Annotated in this window: 16 protein-coding genes; 9 read left to right on the top strand and 7 right to left on the bottom strand. The window is 58.4% G+C overall.

The features are described from left to right. The first annotated feature begins 46 nt into the window (after window positions 1–46). From pabC to ACFOSS_RS11925, 5 genes are read left to right on the top strand one after another with little or no spacing between them, the layout of a single operon-like run. Window positions 47–856: an aminodeoxychorismate lyase gene (pabC, locus tag ACFOSS_RS11945; RefSeq protein WP_377153927.1), complete on the top strand. Its 810-nt coding sequence runs from the start codon at window positions 47–49 to the stop codon at window positions 854–856. Continuing rightward, window positions 804–1,841 carry an endolytic transglycosylase MltG gene (gene mltG / locus ACFOSS_RS11940; protein WP_377153924.1) on the top strand — a complete coding sequence of 346 codons (1,038 nt, stop codon included), beginning with the start codon at window positions 804–806 and terminating at the stop codon, window positions 1,839–1,841. The genes pabC and mltG overlap by 53 nt, the downstream gene beginning before the upstream one ends. Beyond that, complete coding sequence (gene tmk / locus ACFOSS_RS11935) at window positions 1,841–2,467, top strand: dTMP kinase (RefSeq protein WP_377152777.1); 627 nt, start codon at window positions 1,841–1,843, stop codon at window positions 2,465–2,467. Before mltG ends, tmk begins: the two co-directional genes overlap by 1 nt. After that, entirely contained in the window at window positions 2,452–3,429 is a 978-nt protein-coding gene (gene holB, locus ACFOSS_RS11930; RefSeq protein ID WP_377152775.1) for a DNA polymerase III subunit delta', read from the top strand. The genes tmk and holB overlap by 16 nt, the downstream gene beginning before the upstream one ends. Further along, entirely contained in the window at window positions 3,416–4,195 is a 780-nt protein-coding gene (locus ACFOSS_RS11925) for a TatD family hydrolase (protein ID WP_377152773.1), read from the top strand. Before holB ends, ACFOSS_RS11925 begins: the two co-directional genes overlap by 14 nt. A gap of 63 nt (window positions 4,196–4,258) precedes the next feature. On the opposite strand, the gene dsbB is transcribed toward ACFOSS_RS11925, so the two are convergent. Continuing rightward, window positions 4,259–4,780: a disulfide bond formation protein DsbB gene (dsbB, locus tag ACFOSS_RS11920; RefSeq protein WP_377152771.1), complete on the bottom strand. Its 522-nt coding sequence runs from the start codon at window positions 4,778–4,780 to the stop codon at window positions 4,259–4,261. Window positions 4,781–4,868: 88 nt separating this feature from the next. Beyond that, window positions 4,869–6,443, bottom strand: coding sequence for a sodium/proton antiporter NhaB (gene nhaB, locus ACFOSS_RS11915; RefSeq protein WP_377152769.1), 1,575 nt, complete (start codon window positions 6,441–6,443; stop codon window positions 4,869–4,871). Window positions 6,444–6,640: 197 nt separating this feature from the next. On the opposite strand from nhaB, the gene fadR reads away from it, so the two are divergent. Next, complete coding sequence (gene fadR / locus ACFOSS_RS11910; protein WP_377152767.1) at window positions 6,641–7,354, top strand: fatty acid metabolism transcriptional regulator FadR; 714 nt, start codon at window positions 6,641–6,643, stop codon at window positions 7,352–7,354. A 44-nt stretch (window positions 7,355–7,398) separates the two neighbouring features. Here the strand turns inward: fadR and ACFOSS_RS11905 are convergent, their stop codons facing one another. The 4 genes from ACFOSS_RS11905 to ACFOSS_RS11890 form a co-directional block, all read right to left on the bottom strand. After that, window positions 7,399–7,953 carry an NUDIX domain-containing protein gene (locus ACFOSS_RS11905; protein WP_377152765.1) on the bottom strand — a complete coding sequence of 185 codons (555 nt, stop codon included), beginning with the start codon at window positions 7,951–7,953 and terminating at the stop codon, window positions 7,399–7,401. After that, window positions 7,953–8,612 carry a CatB-related O-acetyltransferase gene (locus ACFOSS_RS11900; RefSeq protein WP_377152763.1) on the bottom strand — a complete coding sequence of 220 codons (660 nt, stop codon included), beginning with the start codon at window positions 8,610–8,612 and terminating at the stop codon, window positions 7,953–7,955. The genes ACFOSS_RS11905 and ACFOSS_RS11900 overlap by 1 nt, the downstream gene beginning before the upstream one ends. Before the next feature lie 265 nt (window positions 8,613–8,877). Next, the gene (locus ACFOSS_RS11895; protein WP_377152761.1) at window positions 8,878–9,873 is read right to left on the bottom strand and encodes a DUF481 domain-containing protein; all 996 of its coding nucleotides are present in this window, start codon (window positions 9,871–9,873) and stop codon (window positions 8,878–8,880) included. A gap of 301 nt (window positions 9,874–10,174) precedes the next feature. After that, on the bottom strand, window positions 10,175–10,777 hold the full coding sequence (locus tag ACFOSS_RS11890) for a TetR/AcrR family transcriptional regulator (protein WP_377152759.1): 603 nt from the start codon (window positions 10,775–10,777) through the stop codon (window positions 10,175–10,177). Between the two features lie 115 nt (window positions 10,778–10,892). Between ACFOSS_RS11890 and ACFOSS_RS11885 the strand changes: the two genes are divergently transcribed. The 3 genes from ACFOSS_RS11885 to ACFOSS_RS11875 are packed head-to-tail and all read left to right on the top strand — an operon-like array spanning window position 10,893 to window position 15,115. After that, window positions 10,893–12,347, top strand: coding sequence for an efflux transporter outer membrane subunit (locus tag ACFOSS_RS11885; protein WP_377152757.1), 1,455 nt, complete (start codon window positions 10,893–10,895; stop codon window positions 12,345–12,347). A 20-nt stretch (window positions 12,348–12,367) separates the two neighbouring features. Then, entirely contained in the window at window positions 12,368–13,576 is a 1,209-nt protein-coding gene (locus ACFOSS_RS11880) for an HlyD family secretion protein (protein ID WP_377152755.1), read from the top strand. 6 nt (window positions 13,577–13,582) lie between these two features. After that, the gene (locus tag ACFOSS_RS11875; RefSeq protein WP_377152753.1) at window positions 13,583–15,115 is read left to right on the top strand and encodes a DHA2 family efflux MFS transporter permease subunit; all 1,533 of its coding nucleotides are present in this window, start codon (window positions 13,583–13,585) and stop codon (window positions 15,113–15,115) included. 64 nt (window positions 15,116–15,179) lie between these two features. Here the strand turns inward: ACFOSS_RS11875 and ACFOSS_RS11870 are convergent, their stop codons facing one another. Beyond that, the gene (locus ACFOSS_RS11870; protein WP_377152751.1) at window positions 15,180–15,743 is read right to left on the bottom strand and encodes an NAD(P)H-dependent oxidoreductase; all 564 of its coding nucleotides are present in this window, start codon (window positions 15,741–15,743) and stop codon (window positions 15,180–15,182) included. Window positions 15,744–15,842 lie beyond the last annotated feature (99 nt).

The raw sequence follows: 15,842 nt of genomic DNA, 5'->3' as shown, positions 1-15,842 counted from the left end.
GATACTCTGTATCGGGCCTTTTTTTTGCTGGAGCCTTATCGTGTGGATGCTCAACGGCAACGCTGCGTCACAGATCCCGATTAATGACCGTGGACTGATGTTAGGTGATGGATTCTTCACCACGATCCAGATCCGGGAGGGGCATCTTCAGTTGTGGCCTGAGCATTGGTCGCGGATTGAAGAGTGCTGTCAGCGCTTACGTCTCCCCTTGCCGCATGAGGAGGGCTTGCTGACTCGTTTACACGGCATGGCGTCTGACCAATCCCGCGCCTGTATTAAGCTGGTGCTGACCCGAGGCAGTGGCGGACGCGGCTATAGTCCACTGGGTTGTGATCAGCCGAATGAGATGATCGGTGTGTTCCCCTTTCCGTTGCACTATCTGACATGGCGGCAACAGGGCGTAGCGCTTGGCATCTGCAAGCAGCGATTAGGCAGTTCACCCATGTTGGCAGGACTTAAAACGCTTAACCGTTTGGAGCAGGTTCTGTTAAAGGCTGAACTGGATGAATCAGGTCTGGATGAGGCCGTGGTCCTCAACACAGCAGGCCAGGTCATCGAGGCGGTGACGGCGAATTTGTTTTGGCGGCGCGATTGCGTACTATACACGCCAGATTTGTCTTTGATGGGGGTGCGTGGTGTCATGCGTGCCTGGGTGTTGAAGCAAGTGGCACGCCTAGGATACGACCACGCTGTCGTTCAGGCGCCGCTGTCTAGCCTGCTACAGGCCGACGAAGTGTTCATGACCAACGCCTTGATGGAAGTTGTACCGGTTACTGGAATCGATGATGTTGAATACCCGGATCATGCGTTTGCTCGCCAGCTGCAGAGCCTTCTGGCTGCGCCATCCCATTCGTAACAGCCTGCTGGCGGTGATGCTCTTGCTGCTGAGTGGGGGCGCGGGATGGGCCCATTATGAAATAGTGCGTCTGGATCGCATGCCCCTCAAGGGTGATGGACGCTATATCACCATCAAGCGGGGTACCAGTGCCCGGCAGTTAGTTTCTGAACTGGCCGCCGAGCCGGTTTCCCCGTTCTGGAGTGCGGTCTGGCTGAAGATGCGACCGGGCCTGGGACAAATCAAGACCGGGACTTACCGTGTCGAGTCAGGATGGCTGGTCTCCCATGCGCTGGTGTTAGTCAGCAGCGGCAAAGAAGCACTCTTTTCGGTAACCTTGATCGAAGGCGGCAGAATTGAAGATTTCATCCGGACGTTGAACCAGTCGCCGTATGTGCTTGCAACCCTGGAGCCGGACGATGCAGATGCCGTCAGATCTGAACTGGGGCTCAAGGAGGAGAACATAGAAGGACTCTTCCTGCCGGAAACCTACTCCTATACCGCAGGGACTCGCGATATTGATATCTTGCGTCGTGCCAACCGCCATCTGCAGGAGTATCTGGAGAAGAGCTGGCGAGACCGTGCGCCTGGCTTGCCTTATCAGAGCCCGTACGAGGCCTTAATCATGGCCTCGATCATTGAAAAAGAGACCGGCAAGGCGGATGAACGGCCATTGATTGCGTCGGTGTTTATAAACCGGTTGCGCAAAGGGATGCGTTTGCAGACGGATCCGACGGTCATTTATGGCGTCAAAGATCGCTATGATGGCAATATCCGGCGTGCCGACCTGCAAGATGATAATCCCTACAACACCTATATGATTGATGGTTTGCCGCCAACACCGATTGCGATGCCAGGCAAGGCGGCCATCTATGCTGCGTTACACCCCAAACGCAGCAATTACCTCTATTTTGTTGCCAAGGGGGGCGGCGCCCATCATTTCTCTACCTCGTTGGATGAGCATAACCGGGCTGTACGGCGTTATATATTAGGAAAAAACGGATAATGTCCAAATTCATCGTCATTGAAGGCTTGGAAGGGGCTGGCAAGAGTACGGCCTTGCATCATGTTGAGCGCTGGTTGCGTGAGCATGGCGTTGCCCAGATAGAGCTGACGCGTGAACCGGGCGGTACCCCGCTGGCAGAGCGGATGCGCGCCATCGTCAAGGAGGTGCATGCCGAGCCGTTAGCCATCCAGGCAGAACTGTTGCTGATGTATGCCGCCCGTGTCCAGCTAGTCGAGACGCGCATCAAACCGGCACTGGCCCATGGCTGCTGGGTGTTGGGGGATCGGCATGATCTTTCGTCACAGGCCTATCAGGGGGGGGGCCGTGGTATCGATGCCGGTCTGATCCGCCAGATTAAGCAGGCGGTGCTTGGTGATTTTGCGCCGGATTTAACCCTTTATCTCGACATCGACCCTGAGGTGGGCCTGTCACGGGCACGGCAGCGGGGCGAACTCGATCGGATTGAACAAGAGCAGCTGGATTTTTTTGTGCGCACCCGTCAGCGTTATCTGCAGCTGGCAGCAGAAGATCCAGCGATTGTGGTCATCGATGCCAATCAGAGTGAGCCGGCTGTGGCCGCCGCCATTGGCAAGGTACTGGAGCAGCGCCTGTGTATCCCTGGCTGACGACAGCGTGGCGTCAGTGGTATGACAAGCTGCTGGCAGGCCGGTTGGCTCATGGCTGGCTCATCACCGGGCCAAGCGGATTAGGGCAAGCCCTGCTGGCCCAGCAGATGGCCACCGGACACCTCTGTGCGCATCCGGCTACCACGGGCCCGTGCGGTCTTTGCCATGCCTGTCAGCTATTAGCGCGGGGCCATCATCCCGACCTGCTTGCGCTGGGGGCAGAAAATGAGCGAGCCTTGGGCATTGATGCGATCCGCGAGCTGATCACCAAGTTAAATGCGACTCCGCAGCTTGGGGAGGGCAAGGTCGCCATCATTCATCATGCCGAGCGCATGACAGAAGCCGCCGCCAATGCGTTGCTTAAAACACTGGAGGAGCCCGCTGGGCGCTCGCTTATTCTGCTGTTGTCCGAGTACCCCGACCGCTTGTTACCCACCATTCGCAGCCGTTGCCAGCGTCTGGCTTTGCATGCGCCAGCCCTTCCGGATGCCTTGCACTGGTTGCAGGCGCAACCGGGGGGGGAGACGGCCGCGCCGATCCACCTTGTGCTCAATCAGGGTGCGCCGTTGCGGGCCCTCGACTACCTGACATCCGGGTTGGATCGACAACGTCAGACATTGTTCCAGGCGCTATCGTCGTATCTGCAATCGAGACAGCAACTGCCGGCGTTGCTCGCGGCGTTTGAGCCGGTCATGGCTCAGGCGGTTGACTGGCTGTCGTTGTTGCTTCTCGACGCCTTGAAGTGTCAGGCAGGCGCGTCCTCAACCGACTATCGCATGTCCGACGCCCAGATGTTGATTCAACGCCTGGCTGCCTTGCCAACGGCACGGCTGCTGGCGCTCCACCAAGGATTGCGGCAATTGCAATCTACCGAGGAAGCGTTCGCCACTGCCATGCCCTCCTTGCATTTGCTAGCCTGGTGTCGCCTTTTTTATTTTGAGGAAAATCATGCTGTTAGTTGATTCTCACTGTCACCTCGATCGACTCGATTTCAATCAGCGTCACGTCGATGTCGCAGATGTCTTGCGCAAGGCACAAGCACGCGGTGTGTCGCATTGTCTGTGTGTCAGTGTGACCTTGACGCAGTTTCCCGCCATGCTGGCGGCCATTGCGCCTTTCCAACAGGTATTTGCATCTTGTGGTGTTCATCCGCTGGATCAGGAAACCCCCTGGAGTGTGGAACAGCTGACTACGCTGGCGGCTGATGCGCGCGTGGTGGCGATTGGCGAAACCGGGCTCGATTATTTCTACCACCCCGAGCATAAACAGGTGCAGCAGGAGGCCTTTCGCAGCCATGTCCGCGTGGCCAAGGCGCTTGGCAAACCCCTGATCATTCATACCCGGGATGCTCAGGAAGATACCCTGCAGATCCTGCGCGAGGAGGGTGCGGATGCGGTGGGAGGGGTATTGCACTGCTTTACCGAAGATTGGGCGATGGCAGAAGCTGCGATGGCGCTCGGCTTTTATATCTCCATTTCCGGCATAGTGACATTTCGCAATGCTGATCGGTTGCGGGATGTGACACGCCGCCTGCCTGCAGATCGACTGTTGATAGAGACGGACTCTCCCTATCTGGCGCCGATCCCGCACAGGGGGCAGGAGAACCAGCCGGCCTATGTGCGCGATGTTGCTGAATACGTGGCCTGGTTGCGGAATACCTCGGTAGAGGAGATCGCGCGTATCACCAGTGAGAATTTTTTCCGACTGTTTCCGTTAGCCAAGCCGTGATCTGGCGAATGTGCACCGCAAAAAACGTCGCCCTCGGGCGACGTTTTTGCTATTGCAGGGCCACTATTGGCAGCAGCGTCCCTTGGCCAGATTGCCCAGCATGATGACGACGGACACCGCCAGATAACAGGCAAATATCAGCACCAGCCATTGAGGCATTTCCCAGCCCAGGAATGACCACTGCCGCTCGGAGCAGTCGCCTGTGGGGTTGAACAACCACGGAATCCACTTATCCAAGGGTAACCAGCCTGGAAACTCGGCGAAGAAGCTACAGGTATTGAATGGCGAGGGGTTCAACTGGTAATCAACGTGCTTGAGCGATAATTGCAGGCCACGAAATGCGGAGTAGGCCCATAGCAACAGTGCCGACCAACGCAACCATGAGCGTTGTGGCGACACCAGGGCCAGCAGGGCTGCGACCAGGATGCCGATGAAGGCCAGGCGCTCATAGACGCACATCACACAAGGTTGCAACCCCATGACGTACTGAAAAAACAGTCCACACAGCTCAAAGATGAAAACGGAAGCCGCGAGCAGTCCCCAGGCAGGGCGTTGACGGCTAATGGTGCGAATAAAGGTGATCATAGTGGGGTCCCTACTCGAATAAGGTCCTGATTAGACGATCAATTTAGTAAAAAGAAAAGGGGGCGACATCCCCCTTGTTAGCTGCGTATCAGTGTTGTGGCAGCGCGAGTCCGGGTTGGGTGAGACCTGTGTGGATCAGATCGTGCGCCAGCATCCAGTCGGTGCAGGCAGGCAGTAACCAGGCCACACAGGCCAGGCCCACCAGTGTCATGACCAAGGTATAGGGCAGCGCCATCCAGACCATGCGCCCGTACGACAGGCGGATCAGGGGCGCCAGCGCCGACGTCAACAAGAACAGGAATGCCGCCTGGCCATTGGGGGTTGCCACCGATGGCAGGTTGGTCCCGGTGTTGATGGCGACGGCCAGCAGATTAAAATGCGCCTCGGTAATGCTGTTATTGAGCAAGGCGGCTTTGGCCTCATTGATATAGACGGTACCGACAAAGACGTTATCACTGACCATCGACAGCAACCCATTGGCCATATAGAACATCGGGAGTTGCTTATCGACCGGGGCGGCGAGGACCCATTGGATCAGCGGGGTAAACAGATGCTGGTCGACGATGACGGCGACCACAGTAAAAAATACACACAAGAGCGCCGTGAATGGCAGCGACTCGGTAAAGGCGCGGCCGATGGCATGTTCGTCGGTGACACCGCAAAATGCGGTGGCAAGGACGATCACCGAGAGCCCAATCAGGCCGACCGCTGCCAGATGCAGTGCCAGGCCGGCGATGAGCCAGAGGCAGATCAGCGCCTGAAACCACAGCTTGACCTTTTCCCGCGGGCCCATCTGTGCGTCTGTCGTCTCAGCGTTGTCCTTGAGGATCTGATAGACATTGCCGGGCAGCTGAGTGCCATAACCAAACCATCCCAGTTTTTCCACCAGCCAGCAGACCAGCAGCCCGCTCACCAGCACCGGGACCGATACCGGAGCCATGCGCAACGCAAACTCGATAAAATCCCAACCAGCCTGCTCACCGATAATCAAGTTTTGGGGTTCCCCCACCAAGGTACAGACGCCACCTAATGCCGTGCCGACCCCGGCATGCATCAGCAGGCTGCGCAAAAAAGCGCGAAAGCGCTCCAGATCCTGCTGGTGTTGTTGATGAATATGCTGGTCGTCAGCCAGGGTATCTGTCGGCAGTTGGTTGGAGGCGACCTTGTGGTAGATGCCGTAGAAGCCGACAGAGATGGTGATCACGACGGCCAACACCGTCAACGCATCGAGGAAGGCCGATAAAAAGGCGGCCATGATGCAAAATGCCAGTGACAATGCAGTTTTGGATCTGAGCTTCACCAGCAGTCTGGTGAACAGATACAGCAGTAGCTGACGAACAAAGTAGATGCCGGCAACCATGAAAATCAGCAGCAAGAGGACCTCAAGATTGGCGGCCAACTCATGCTTGATTTGGGCGGTACTGGTCATGCCGATGGCAACCGCCTCCAAAGCCAGCAGGCCTCCGGGTTGCAAGGGATAACATTTCAGTGCCATCGCCAGCGTAAAGATGAACTCCACCACCAGACACCAGCCAGCGAGAAACGGATCCAGCTGGAAGAGCAGGGGATTCAACAGCAAGAAAACAACCAGTGTCAGCTTGTACCAGTTAGGGGTCTGACCCAGAAAATTCAAGGCAATCGCTTTGCCCAGTGACGTCTGCATCCTTGTTCCTTGTCTTAATTTAAGAGGTGATATCACGACATGTGCGGGTGCAGGCAGATTAGCCAGCGTTAGCAAAAAATTCTTTAATCTGAATCAGCTATCGACGTCGCTTTGTTCACAAACTGGTCACACCAGCGCTTTTGCTTGGCATAACCCTCTGTTATCATCCGGCTGCATTTTTTTGATAGAGACATCGCATGGTTATCAAAGCGCAAAGTCCAGCCGGGTTTGCTGAAGAGTACATCATTGAATCGATTTGGAATAATCGGTTTCCGCCCGGCACGATACTGCCTGCTGAACGAGAGTTGAGTGAACTGATTGGCGTCACCAGAACCACGCTACGCGAAGTGCTGCAGCGGTTGGCCCGCGATGGCTGGTTGACGATCCAGCATGGCAAACCCACTCGGGTCAACAACTTCTGGGAAACCTCAGGTCTCAATATTCTGGAGACGCTGGCGCGCCTTGATCAGGAAAAATTTCCACAACTCATCGACCAGTTGCTGTCTGCACGGACCAATATCAGTGCCATCTTCCTGCGTGGCGCGGTCAAGAACAGCCCGCAGCAGGTGCTGGAGCTGCTCGCCAAGGCGGAGACTCTGGACGGCGATGCAGAGTCCTTTGCCGCCTTTGACTACCAGCTCTATCACCAGATGGCCTTTGCCTCCGGCAATCCGATTTATGCGTTGATCTTGAATGGCTTCCAGGGATTGTATAACCGGGTGGGTCGTATCTATTTTGCAGAGAAAATGGCGCGGGAGCGGGCGTTGAGTTTCTACCAGCGTTTAGCCGAATTGGCCCGCAACAACAAGGCCGATGAGGTGTGGATGCTGGTGCGTCAATACGGTGCCGAATCAGGAAAAATCTGGGCTCAGCTCAAATGTTCCATGTCTGCCAATCTGGACGAAGTGTAATCCGTTTGCCCGCTCAGCCAGACGGCCCTGCGGGGCCGTTCGTTTTATCTGTCGGGCGGCCAGTGCACTATGCCGTGTAACTGCAACAAGCCAAAGGTGGCTACGGTCGTTGCGTCACTGATGGCGCCAGAGAGCAACAGTTGCCGGATCTGTGGCAGCGAGAACTTCCTGGCAATCAGCCCCAGCTCTTCGGGCTCCAGCGCCGATGCGCCCTGTTGCAGCCCTGTGGCAACAAAAATGTGATAGCCCTGGGTGGAATAACCGTAAGCGGCGTGTAAAAAGCCGAGCGCCTGCATCCGCTCCGCCCGCAGCCCGGTTTCTTCAGCCAGCTCGGCGCGCGCTAATGTTTCCGGTGTCGGATGCGCGCTCTCCCAACTGCCTTGTGGCAGCTCCCAGACGCGCTGACCTATCGGATAGCGAAATTGCTGCACTAGGGTGATGCCATCCTCATGCAGCGGCACTATGACCGCAAAATGCGGTTTGTCGACGATACCATAAATGCCTTCACTGCCATCGGCACGACGCACGCTGTCCTCGTAGACCTGCATCCAGCGATTGCGGTAGACAGTCACACGGTTCACTCTTTCAATCTCCGGCATCAGCGCTCTCCACGGCTAGGGGATCCTGGCTTGCAGACGCGATTTTGCCAGTACAGGTACAGGCCATCGATGTCGGCAGAACAGAGCCATCCCAGGGCGCCCTTAAGCTGATCATCACTCCAGTGCCACCAGGCGATCTCTTGCAGGATTTCGATCTGGCTGCGGGAAAAACGCAGCCGTACCGGATCGTCGGGATTGGCACTTACCAGCTCGTACGGGGCGATGTCGCGATCCACCCTGGCACAGTGGGCAATGACGGCGCCATTGCCAATGGTGACTCCCGGGTTGATCACCACCTGATCCCCCAACCAGACATCGTGGCCGATGCAGGTGTCTCCGGCCAGGATCTGGCCATCACGGGCATCGCGGAAAATCCGCTCTGTACTCCGGGCAAAGGCAAAGGTGCTGATCCACTCCGTGCGGCAGCCAAGATTACCGCCCAGCAAGAATTGGCAACCCTGGCCAATCGAGCAGTAGTTGCCGATGACCAGGTGGTCATTATGCTGCGGATGAGCATCCAGATAACGGACACCCAGGGCATCCCAGCTCAAGGGGGCATGGCCGCGGTAGTAGGTGCGTGTACCAATTTCGACGAGGGGATGCTGAAGCTGACCAGAAATCAATTGGCCTGGAACTGGATGCGTAAACGGATGTGACATGCCGACTCCACAACTGAGGCGCGGGTGCCCGCACTTCTGCCAAGATAGCGGTTCAGAGCCGATAAAAAAACAGGCCGCGCAGGGTTTGAGACCTTCGGTGACGTATTGCCACTGTCCTGCGGTGTGCTGCCCGGGTCCAGTGACGAACTGGTGGCGTGCTTCATCCCCTGTTTTCGAGCGCTCTGGCTGTGTGAATAACCCGGCGCGGGCAGAGTGCAGCATCACGGCAAGGAGAGGCTCCCGCGACAGGCGGCGCCACCAGAAGTCAGTAACTGGCTCCCAGGCTCAGGTAGTGACGCCAGTCGATGTCGTCAGTGGGTCGGACGGTAGAACCGGCAAGCTCGACCTGCAGGTCTTCCCACTTCAGTTCGCTACGCCAACTCAGACGCAGATGATTGGTGAGGTAATAGCGCAGGCCCAGGCTCAGCTCGGCGCTTTGGGTGTACTGCACATAATCGCTGGGTTGATGCAGGTAGCGGAAGTAGCTGCCCGTCGAGAAGGCCTCGATACTGTTGTCGAGCAGCGGCTGACGATAGTCCCAGCCCATCGACAGGAAAGGATAACGCACATGGCCATTCTCAAACAGCAGGTCGAGGCTACTGCTACCGACCTGCCAATAGGCCTCGTCGATACCTGATTGCAACACCCACTCCAGCCGGCGACGTCGATCATTCCAGAAGCGATAACCAGCTCCGGTGCTGTACTCGACCGACAAATAGTTTGCTGACAACAGGTCATAGTTGTAATCAAGCGCCGAACGCCAGAACCATTGCTGACTCAAGAAGAAGTCGGCTTTGGGGTTGAGCTCGTAGTCGTGACTCTTCGTCTGGCCATCAGACGTTTCGTAGTTGTAGTTGCCGAGCAGGCTGAAACGCCAGTGACGGTTGGTCAGCTCACTGTTGGCGACCAGATTGATGTCGTCCCGGTTGCTGCTGTTACGTTTGAGCTTGGCACTCAGGTCGGTGGAGGCGCTCAGATGCCAGTACTGGCTAGCAGCTTTCTCTTCTGCTGGCGTCGGCTGGCTGCTGGCCAGCTTGCGCTGTTCCATGCTGTCGATGCGCCAACGCACCACCTGGGCGCGATCAACCCTCAGCGGGGCGCCATAGGGTAGGGAGATCTGCACCCGTTGCGCATCGATGGCTTCGATTTTGCCGCTGAGCCGGTCACCATTCTTCATCCACAACACATCGGCATGGCTGCTCGCGCCGGATAACAGCAGGATGGCAACCAGGTGAACGCGGGGGGTAGGCGGCTGAGTCACTGCAGCATCTCCGATGGCAAAGGAAGCCATTTTAGCTGGAGTTCGCCGGAGCTGCGACCCCTGGACCAACGGCACCCCATCGGTGTGCGCCAACATTGTACGCTCACCTCAGGAGGCCAGGGGACAACTGCAGTGCTCCGTCATCCGCCATGATTGGTAGGGCCGCCACGTTCCCCGTGCGACGTTAACGGCGATCGCGCCGCCAGAGTCGACTATCGCATAACCCGTGCCGCCGTGGCTGTTACCGCCAGAGCGCAGCCAGAGGTCCCGGCGTCTTGCGGGGCATGCAAAACCGCTGGGCTCAGGCTTGTTGATACGCCGCCAGAAAGACGCGGATGGCCCGCGCCGTCACCTGCTTGATCTCTTGCACATCCGGCATCGGGCGCACGCCCAGCGCACAGGGTTCGGCCAGCTCGGCATCCAGCAACGCCTTGAGATGCAATGCGGCCACCCAGCTGTCGTCACAGCGAATGCGTCCTTGCTGGCGCTGTTTATCCAGATAATGGCGGATCTGGGTCCAGCCCTTGAGCGGACCACGCAAGTAATATTCGCGGCCGACACTGGAGCGTCCGGCCTCATGAAAGACCACGGTGCGCAGCGCTAACGCCTCCGGGCTTAAAACGAATCCGAGGTAATGTTCGCCGAAACGACACAACTCCTGCTCCAGCGGTGCTTCCGGTTTGAGCGAGGTGAAGGCGTCGGCAATTTTCTGACGGCCGAACTCCTCGATCACCGCGGCGAATAACTCATCTTTAGAACTGAAGTAGTTATACAGCGTCGCCTTTGAGCCACCGACGCGGGCCGCAATTTGCGACATGGAGGTGGTTTCGAAGCCCAGTTCGGTAAAGACCTGTCTGGCAACCTCTATGATTGCCCGTCGCCGCTCTTCGCTTTTAACACGCATGCCATACCTCATTAATTGAACCAAGGCGTACAGTTTTGCTTGACGCAGGGCGATCTGTCAAATTATAACTGTACGGTACGGTTTAGTTATAATCTGCTTACAGCGAGAGGTGTGTGTGTTTCCGTCCCGTCAATTGCCTGTCCGCCACGCCCTCCGCGCTGCGTTGGCCGTGGGTATCCCGTTCTCCGTGACGCTGCTGGTGGGCTGCTCCCATCAGCCGGAGCTGCCTGCGGCCACGCTGCAGACCGCAGCGACCTTATCCAGCCAGCATAGTCTGACTACCCAACGGCAGGATCAGTGGCCGACGCAGGATTGGTGGCAGCGTTATCAGGATCCGCAACTCGATGCGTTGATGCAGGAGCTGTTGCGCGATTCGCCCTCGCTGGCGGCGGCCGAAGCCCGGCTGATGCAGGCCCGGGGTCAGGCTCGACAAACAGGCGCCGTGCAGGGGCCTGACGTCGGAGCCAATCTGGGGGTTACGCAACAGAAGATCAGCTACAACAACGGCAATGACTTCGTGCCGCGCAACTGGAATACCTATGGCTCAGCCACACTGAATTTCAGCTACGAGTTTGATTTTTGGGGTAAAAATCGCGCCCAGATCGCCGCTGCCCACTCAACGCTGGCTGCCAGCCAGGCGGAGCTGGCCGATGCCAGACGCGTGTTGACCACGGCGCTGGCACAGGCCTATGCCGAGCTGACCCGGCTCTTTGCCCAGCGCGATACCGCCGCTGAAGCGTTACAGGTGCGTGAACAGACGGTGGCGCTGTTTCGTCAGCGGCACGACAACGGTCTGGAGACACTCGGCTCGGTCCGGCAGGTCGAGTCGTTGCAAGCCGTGGCGGCCGGAGAGCTGCTGGCGATCGACGAGGCCATAGTGATGCAACGGCACGCGGTTGCCGCCTTGCTCGGCAAGGGGCCGGACCGCGGATTGGCGCTGACTCGCCCGGCGCTGTCGCTGGTCAGCCACTTCGGATTGCCGGCTAAGACCGGGGTTGATCTGCTCGGTCACCGGCCGGATGTGACGGCCGCCCGCTGGCGCGTCGAGGCAGCGGCCCAGCAGGTGGGGGTCGCCGAAACGCTGTTTTATCCCAATGTCTCCCTGTCCGGGTTTATAGGTACCCAGGCGCTGGGGCTCGATAATCTGAGCCAGTCAGGTTCAGATGCCGGCGGCATAGGCCCGGCGTTGTACCTGCCACTCTTTACCGCCGGGCGTCTGCAAGGGCAGCTCGATACGGCACAAGGACGCTATCTGGAAGCCGTTGCACTCTACAACACCACGCTGACGCAGGCGCTGGCACAGGTGGCGGACGCGGTCAGCAGTCAGCAGGCCTTGTCGGCCAGGCTGGCGCAGGCCCAGGCAGCCGTCACGGCAGCGGAAGAGGCGTTTAACATCGTCAACCACCGCTATCGCGGCGGACTGGCGACCTATCTGGATGTCCTCAGCGCCGAAGGCTCGCTGTTGCAGAGCCGTCAGGCGCTGGTCAATTTGCAGGCCCGGGCCCTGGAGCTGGACGTCGAACTGGTTCATGCCCTCGGTGGTGGAACCGTAACCTCATCAACCCTTTGACAACGTAACAGGAAATCGCGATGACAGATTCATCCTCATCCCAGGCTGCCCAGAACGCAGAACAGCCCTTTGACCTCCGGCAGGCACGGGCCCGTCGCCGGCGCGGTTTTGTACTGCTGGTGGCCATGATCACGCTGGCCGTCGGCGGTTACGCCGGCTGGTGGTTTCTGGTGGGCTCCCGTTATGTCAGCACCGACAATGCCTATACCGCCGCAGAACTGGCAGATGTCACACCGGCCGTGGGGGGCATCGTCAAAGCCATCCAGGTGGTTGACACCCAGATGGTCAAGCGCGGCGATCTGCTGGTCGTCATTGACGATACCGACGCCAAGCTGGCGCTGGCGCAAGCCCAGGCTGATCTGGCGTTGGCCGAGCGCCGGGTGCTCGGTTATCTGGCCAATGATGAAGGGCTGGCCGCCCAGGTCCAGGCGCGCGAGGCTGACGAAAAGCGCTCCGATGCCCAATTGGCCGCTGCCCAGGCAGACTTGGAACGTGCCCAGGTGGATTGGCAACGCCGTCAGGCCTTGCAGGCATCTGGATCCGTTTCCGGCGAGGAGTTGACCAATGCCCGTAACGCGCTGGCGCAGGCAAAAGCCAATCTGGCAGCGGCTCGTGCGGCACGCGCCCAGAGTATCTCTAACCGCCTGTCGACCATTGGCTCGAAGAAGGCCAATGCGGCCTTGATTTTAAATACTACCGTCGAGAACAACCCCGAGGTCCTGTTAGCCAAGGCGCGCTTGCAACAAGCGGAGGTGGATCTATCACGTACGCGTATTCATGCCCCGGTCGATGGGGTGGTGGCCAAGCGCCAGGTGCAGATTGGTCAACGGGTACAGGTGGGGGCACCGCTGATGAGCATAGTGCCGTTGCAGAGCGTGCATGTGGATGCCAACTTCAAAGAAGGGGAGTTACGTCATGTCCGCATCGGTCAGCCGGTGGAGATCACCACCGATCTGTACGGTGACAGCGTGGTCTATCACGGCGTGGTACAGGGCTTCTCCGGCGGGACTGGTTCTGCGTTCTCGATGATTCCGGCACAAAATGCCACCGGCAACTGGATCAAGGTTGTGCAGCGTCTGCCGGTACGGATTGAACTCGACGCGCGTGAGCTGGCCGCCTCGCCATTGCAGGTCGGGTTGTCGATGACGGCGACGGTCGATACCTCGGTGTCGGGGGATGGGCCGGCGTTGGTCCAGCAGGCCGAGCGCAGCGAGCGGCAGCGGGGTTAATACGAGATGATGCAACAGGAGGTCTCACACCAGCCGTTGCGTGGTGGCCAACTGGCGCTGGGCGCCGCTATGTTGGCGATGGCGAACTTTCTGGCCATCCTCGACACGACGATAGCCAACGTGTCGGTCTCGAACATCGCCGGTAGCCTGGGGACGTCGACCAGCCAGGGCACCTATGTCATTACCTCCTATGCGGTGGCCGAAGCGATCTCGGTGCCGTTGACCGGCTGGCTGGCCGGGCGCTTCGGGGCCATTCGGGTATTTGTGACCTGCTTCATCCTGTTTGGCTTGTTTTCACTGCTGTGTGGCATGGCCAGCAGCATGAATATGCTGGTGCTGTTCCGGGTGTTTCTCGGGCTTTGTGGTGGTCCGCTGATGCCCTTGTCGCAGACCCTGATGTTGCGCATCTTCCCCAAGGAGAAGAGCCATGCCGCCATCGGGTTGTGGAGCATGACCACCTTGGTTGCCCCGATCATGGGGCCGATTCTGGGGGGGATCTTGTGTGATCAGTACAGTTGGCCCTACATCTTCTACGTCAAGGCGCCCTTCGCGTTACTGGCGGGTGTCATGTGCTGGCAACTGCTGCGTCGCTTCGAGATGCCGACCCTGAAGTTGGCGATCGACAAGGTTGGCCTTGGCTTGTTGATCATCTGGGTGGCCGCGTTGCAGATCATGCTTGATGAGGGTAAGGACCATGACTGGTTCGCCTCGACACGGATTGTCACGCTGGGGATTATCGCGGTCATCGGTTTTGTCAGTTTCCTGATTTGGGAGCTGACCGAGCGTAATCCGGTGGTCGACTTGCGCGTCTTCCGTCATGCCGGCTTCCGCTGCAGCATGCTGACCCTGTCGCTGGGATTTGGCGCCTTCTTCGGCATCACAGTGCTGACCCCGCTGTGGCTGCAGATCTACATGGGCTATACCGCCACCATCGCCGGTTATTCCACGGCCATGATGGGGGTGCTGGCTGTGTTTCTGGCGCCGATGATCGCCAATTTGGCGACCCGGATTGATCCGCGACCGCTGGTATTCATCGGCGTGCTGTGGCTGGGGTGCTGGACCCTGTATCGCAGCCAGGCCAACATGGACATGACGTTTTGGCAAGTCAGCCTGCCGATGCTGTTTCAGGGCATTGGCATGCCGCTATTCTTCGTGCCGCTCACGGCGATAGCCCTCGGCTGCGTATTGCCGCGCGAGATGGACTCGGCTGCGGGGCTGATGAACTTTATCCGCACCCTGTCCGGTGCCATAGCCACCTCCATGGTCAATACCGGTTGGGAGCGGGAAACCCGGTATGTCCGCGCTGAGCTCGCCGGGCTCACGGACCGTGGCAGTGAGGCCACGGCGGCGATGCAGCAGGCCGGCGCCGGTATGGCTCAGGCGCGCGGCACCCTCGACTGGTTGTTGCAGGGGCAGAGCGTCATGGTCGCCACCAATACGTTATTCATGTGGATTGGTGTCTTGTTCATCGTTGCCGCCTTTGTTATCTGGCTGGCGCCTCGACCCAGCAGACAGGTTGCCGCTGGCGCCGCCCATTGAAGAATATCCTTGGTCATCATTAAGCGTTGTTCTCTCGCTTTTACCCGCCTTCCGGCGGGTTTTTTTATGCGCTGACCAGCTGTTCAAGACGAGCAATCAGCTGTTGGGCCTGCTGCTCCGCGCGCGCTGTTACCGTGTCGAGGGTATTGTAGACACCCGGAATGTAGACCATGCCATGTTGGTAAACCGGGGGCTGCCAGCGCAGTCCAGCCAGATAGGCGGTCTGCTCCAGAGGATGCAGCAGCTGCGGGATCGGAAAGTGGTTATAGCCCAGCGGGCTGTAGGCTTCGGCCGGGCCACCGACGGTAAATGACAACTGCAGCGCCTTGCCCTTGAGTTTGTCGCCCTGCGGGCCGTAGGCAAAGTTGAAGGAAAACACCTCATCCAGCCATTTTTTCAGCAGCGCCGGCACCGAATACCAGTACAGTGGAAATTGCAGCACGATCACCTGGGCTGCCAGCAGGGCGGCCTGCTCGGTGGCGACATCGATACGGTAATCCGGATAGCGCTGGTCGAGGCGATGGACGGTGAGGCTATCGAAGCGCTGCTCCAACCGTTCGAGGATCAAGCGATTGGTGTGCGAGTGGGCCAGATCCGGGTGGCCTGAAATAATGAGAATGTCTGTCATGGGGGGGCTCCTGATACCAGTTAAGGGCATGACGGGCAGTGTAGGTGACTTGATTACATCGAAATAGCAGGCTAATTCTGAAAATATTATTAAGTCAGA

It is taken from the genome of Pseudaeromonas sharmana (genome assembly GCF_042649925.1).
GTDB lineage: Bacteria > Pseudomonadota > Gammaproteobacteria > Enterobacterales > Aeromonadaceae > Pseudaeromonas > Pseudaeromonas sharmana.
Note: the sequence above shows the minus strand (reverse complement) of the source record. Positions and strands in the feature narration are given on the sequence as shown.

What these genes read in the sequence shown, in the direction of transcription:
- pabC (WP_377153927.1), top strand. Translation starts at nt 47, where the DNA reads ATGCTCAACGGCAACGCTGCGTCACAGATCCCGATTAATGACCGTGGA.
- mltG (WP_377153924.1), top strand. Translation starts at nt 804, where the DNA reads ATGCGTTTGCTCGCCAGCTGCAGAGCCTTCTGGCTGCGCCATCCCATT.
- tmk (WP_377152777.1), top strand. Translation starts at nt 1,841, where the DNA reads ATGTCCAAATTCATCGTCATTGAAGGCTTGGAAGGGGCTGGCAAGAGT.
- ACFOSS_RS11925 (WP_377152773.1), top strand. Translation starts at nt 3,416, where the DNA reads ATGCTGTTAGTTGATTCTCACTGTCACCTCGATCGACTCGATTTCAAT.
- dsbB (WP_377152771.1), bottom strand. Translation starts at nt 4,780, where the DNA reads ATGATCACCTTTATTCGCACCATTAGCCGTCAACGCCCTGCCTGGGGA.
- nhaB (WP_377152769.1), bottom strand. Translation starts at nt 6,443, where the DNA reads ATGCAGACGTCACTGGGCAAAGCGATTGCCTTGAATTTTCTGGGTCAG.
- fadR (WP_377152767.1), top strand. Translation starts at nt 6,641, where the DNA reads ATGGTTATCAAAGCGCAAAGTCCAGCCGGGTTTGCTGAAGAGTACATC.
- ACFOSS_RS11905 (WP_377152765.1), bottom strand. Translation starts at nt 7,953, where the DNA reads ATGCCGGAGATTGAAAGAGTGAACCGTGTGACTGTCTACCGCAATCGC.
- ACFOSS_RS11900 (WP_377152763.1), bottom strand. Translation starts at nt 8,612, where the DNA reads ATGTCACATCCGTTTACGCATCCAGTTCCAGGCCAATTGATTTCTGGT.
- ACFOSS_RS11890 (WP_377152759.1), bottom strand. Translation starts at nt 10,777, where the DNA reads ATGCGTGTTAAAAGCGAAGAGCGGCGACGGGCAATCATAGAGGTTGCC.
- ACFOSS_RS11880 (WP_377152755.1), top strand. Translation starts at nt 12,368, where the DNA reads ATGACAGATTCATCCTCATCCCAGGCTGCCCAGAACGCAGAACAGCCC.
- ACFOSS_RS11875 (WP_377152753.1), top strand. Translation starts at nt 13,583, where the DNA reads ATGATGCAACAGGAGGTCTCACACCAGCCGTTGCGTGGTGGCCAACTG.
- ACFOSS_RS11870 (WP_377152751.1), bottom strand. Translation starts at nt 15,743, where the DNA reads ATGACAGACATTCTCATTATTTCAGGCCACCCGGATCTGGCCCACTCG.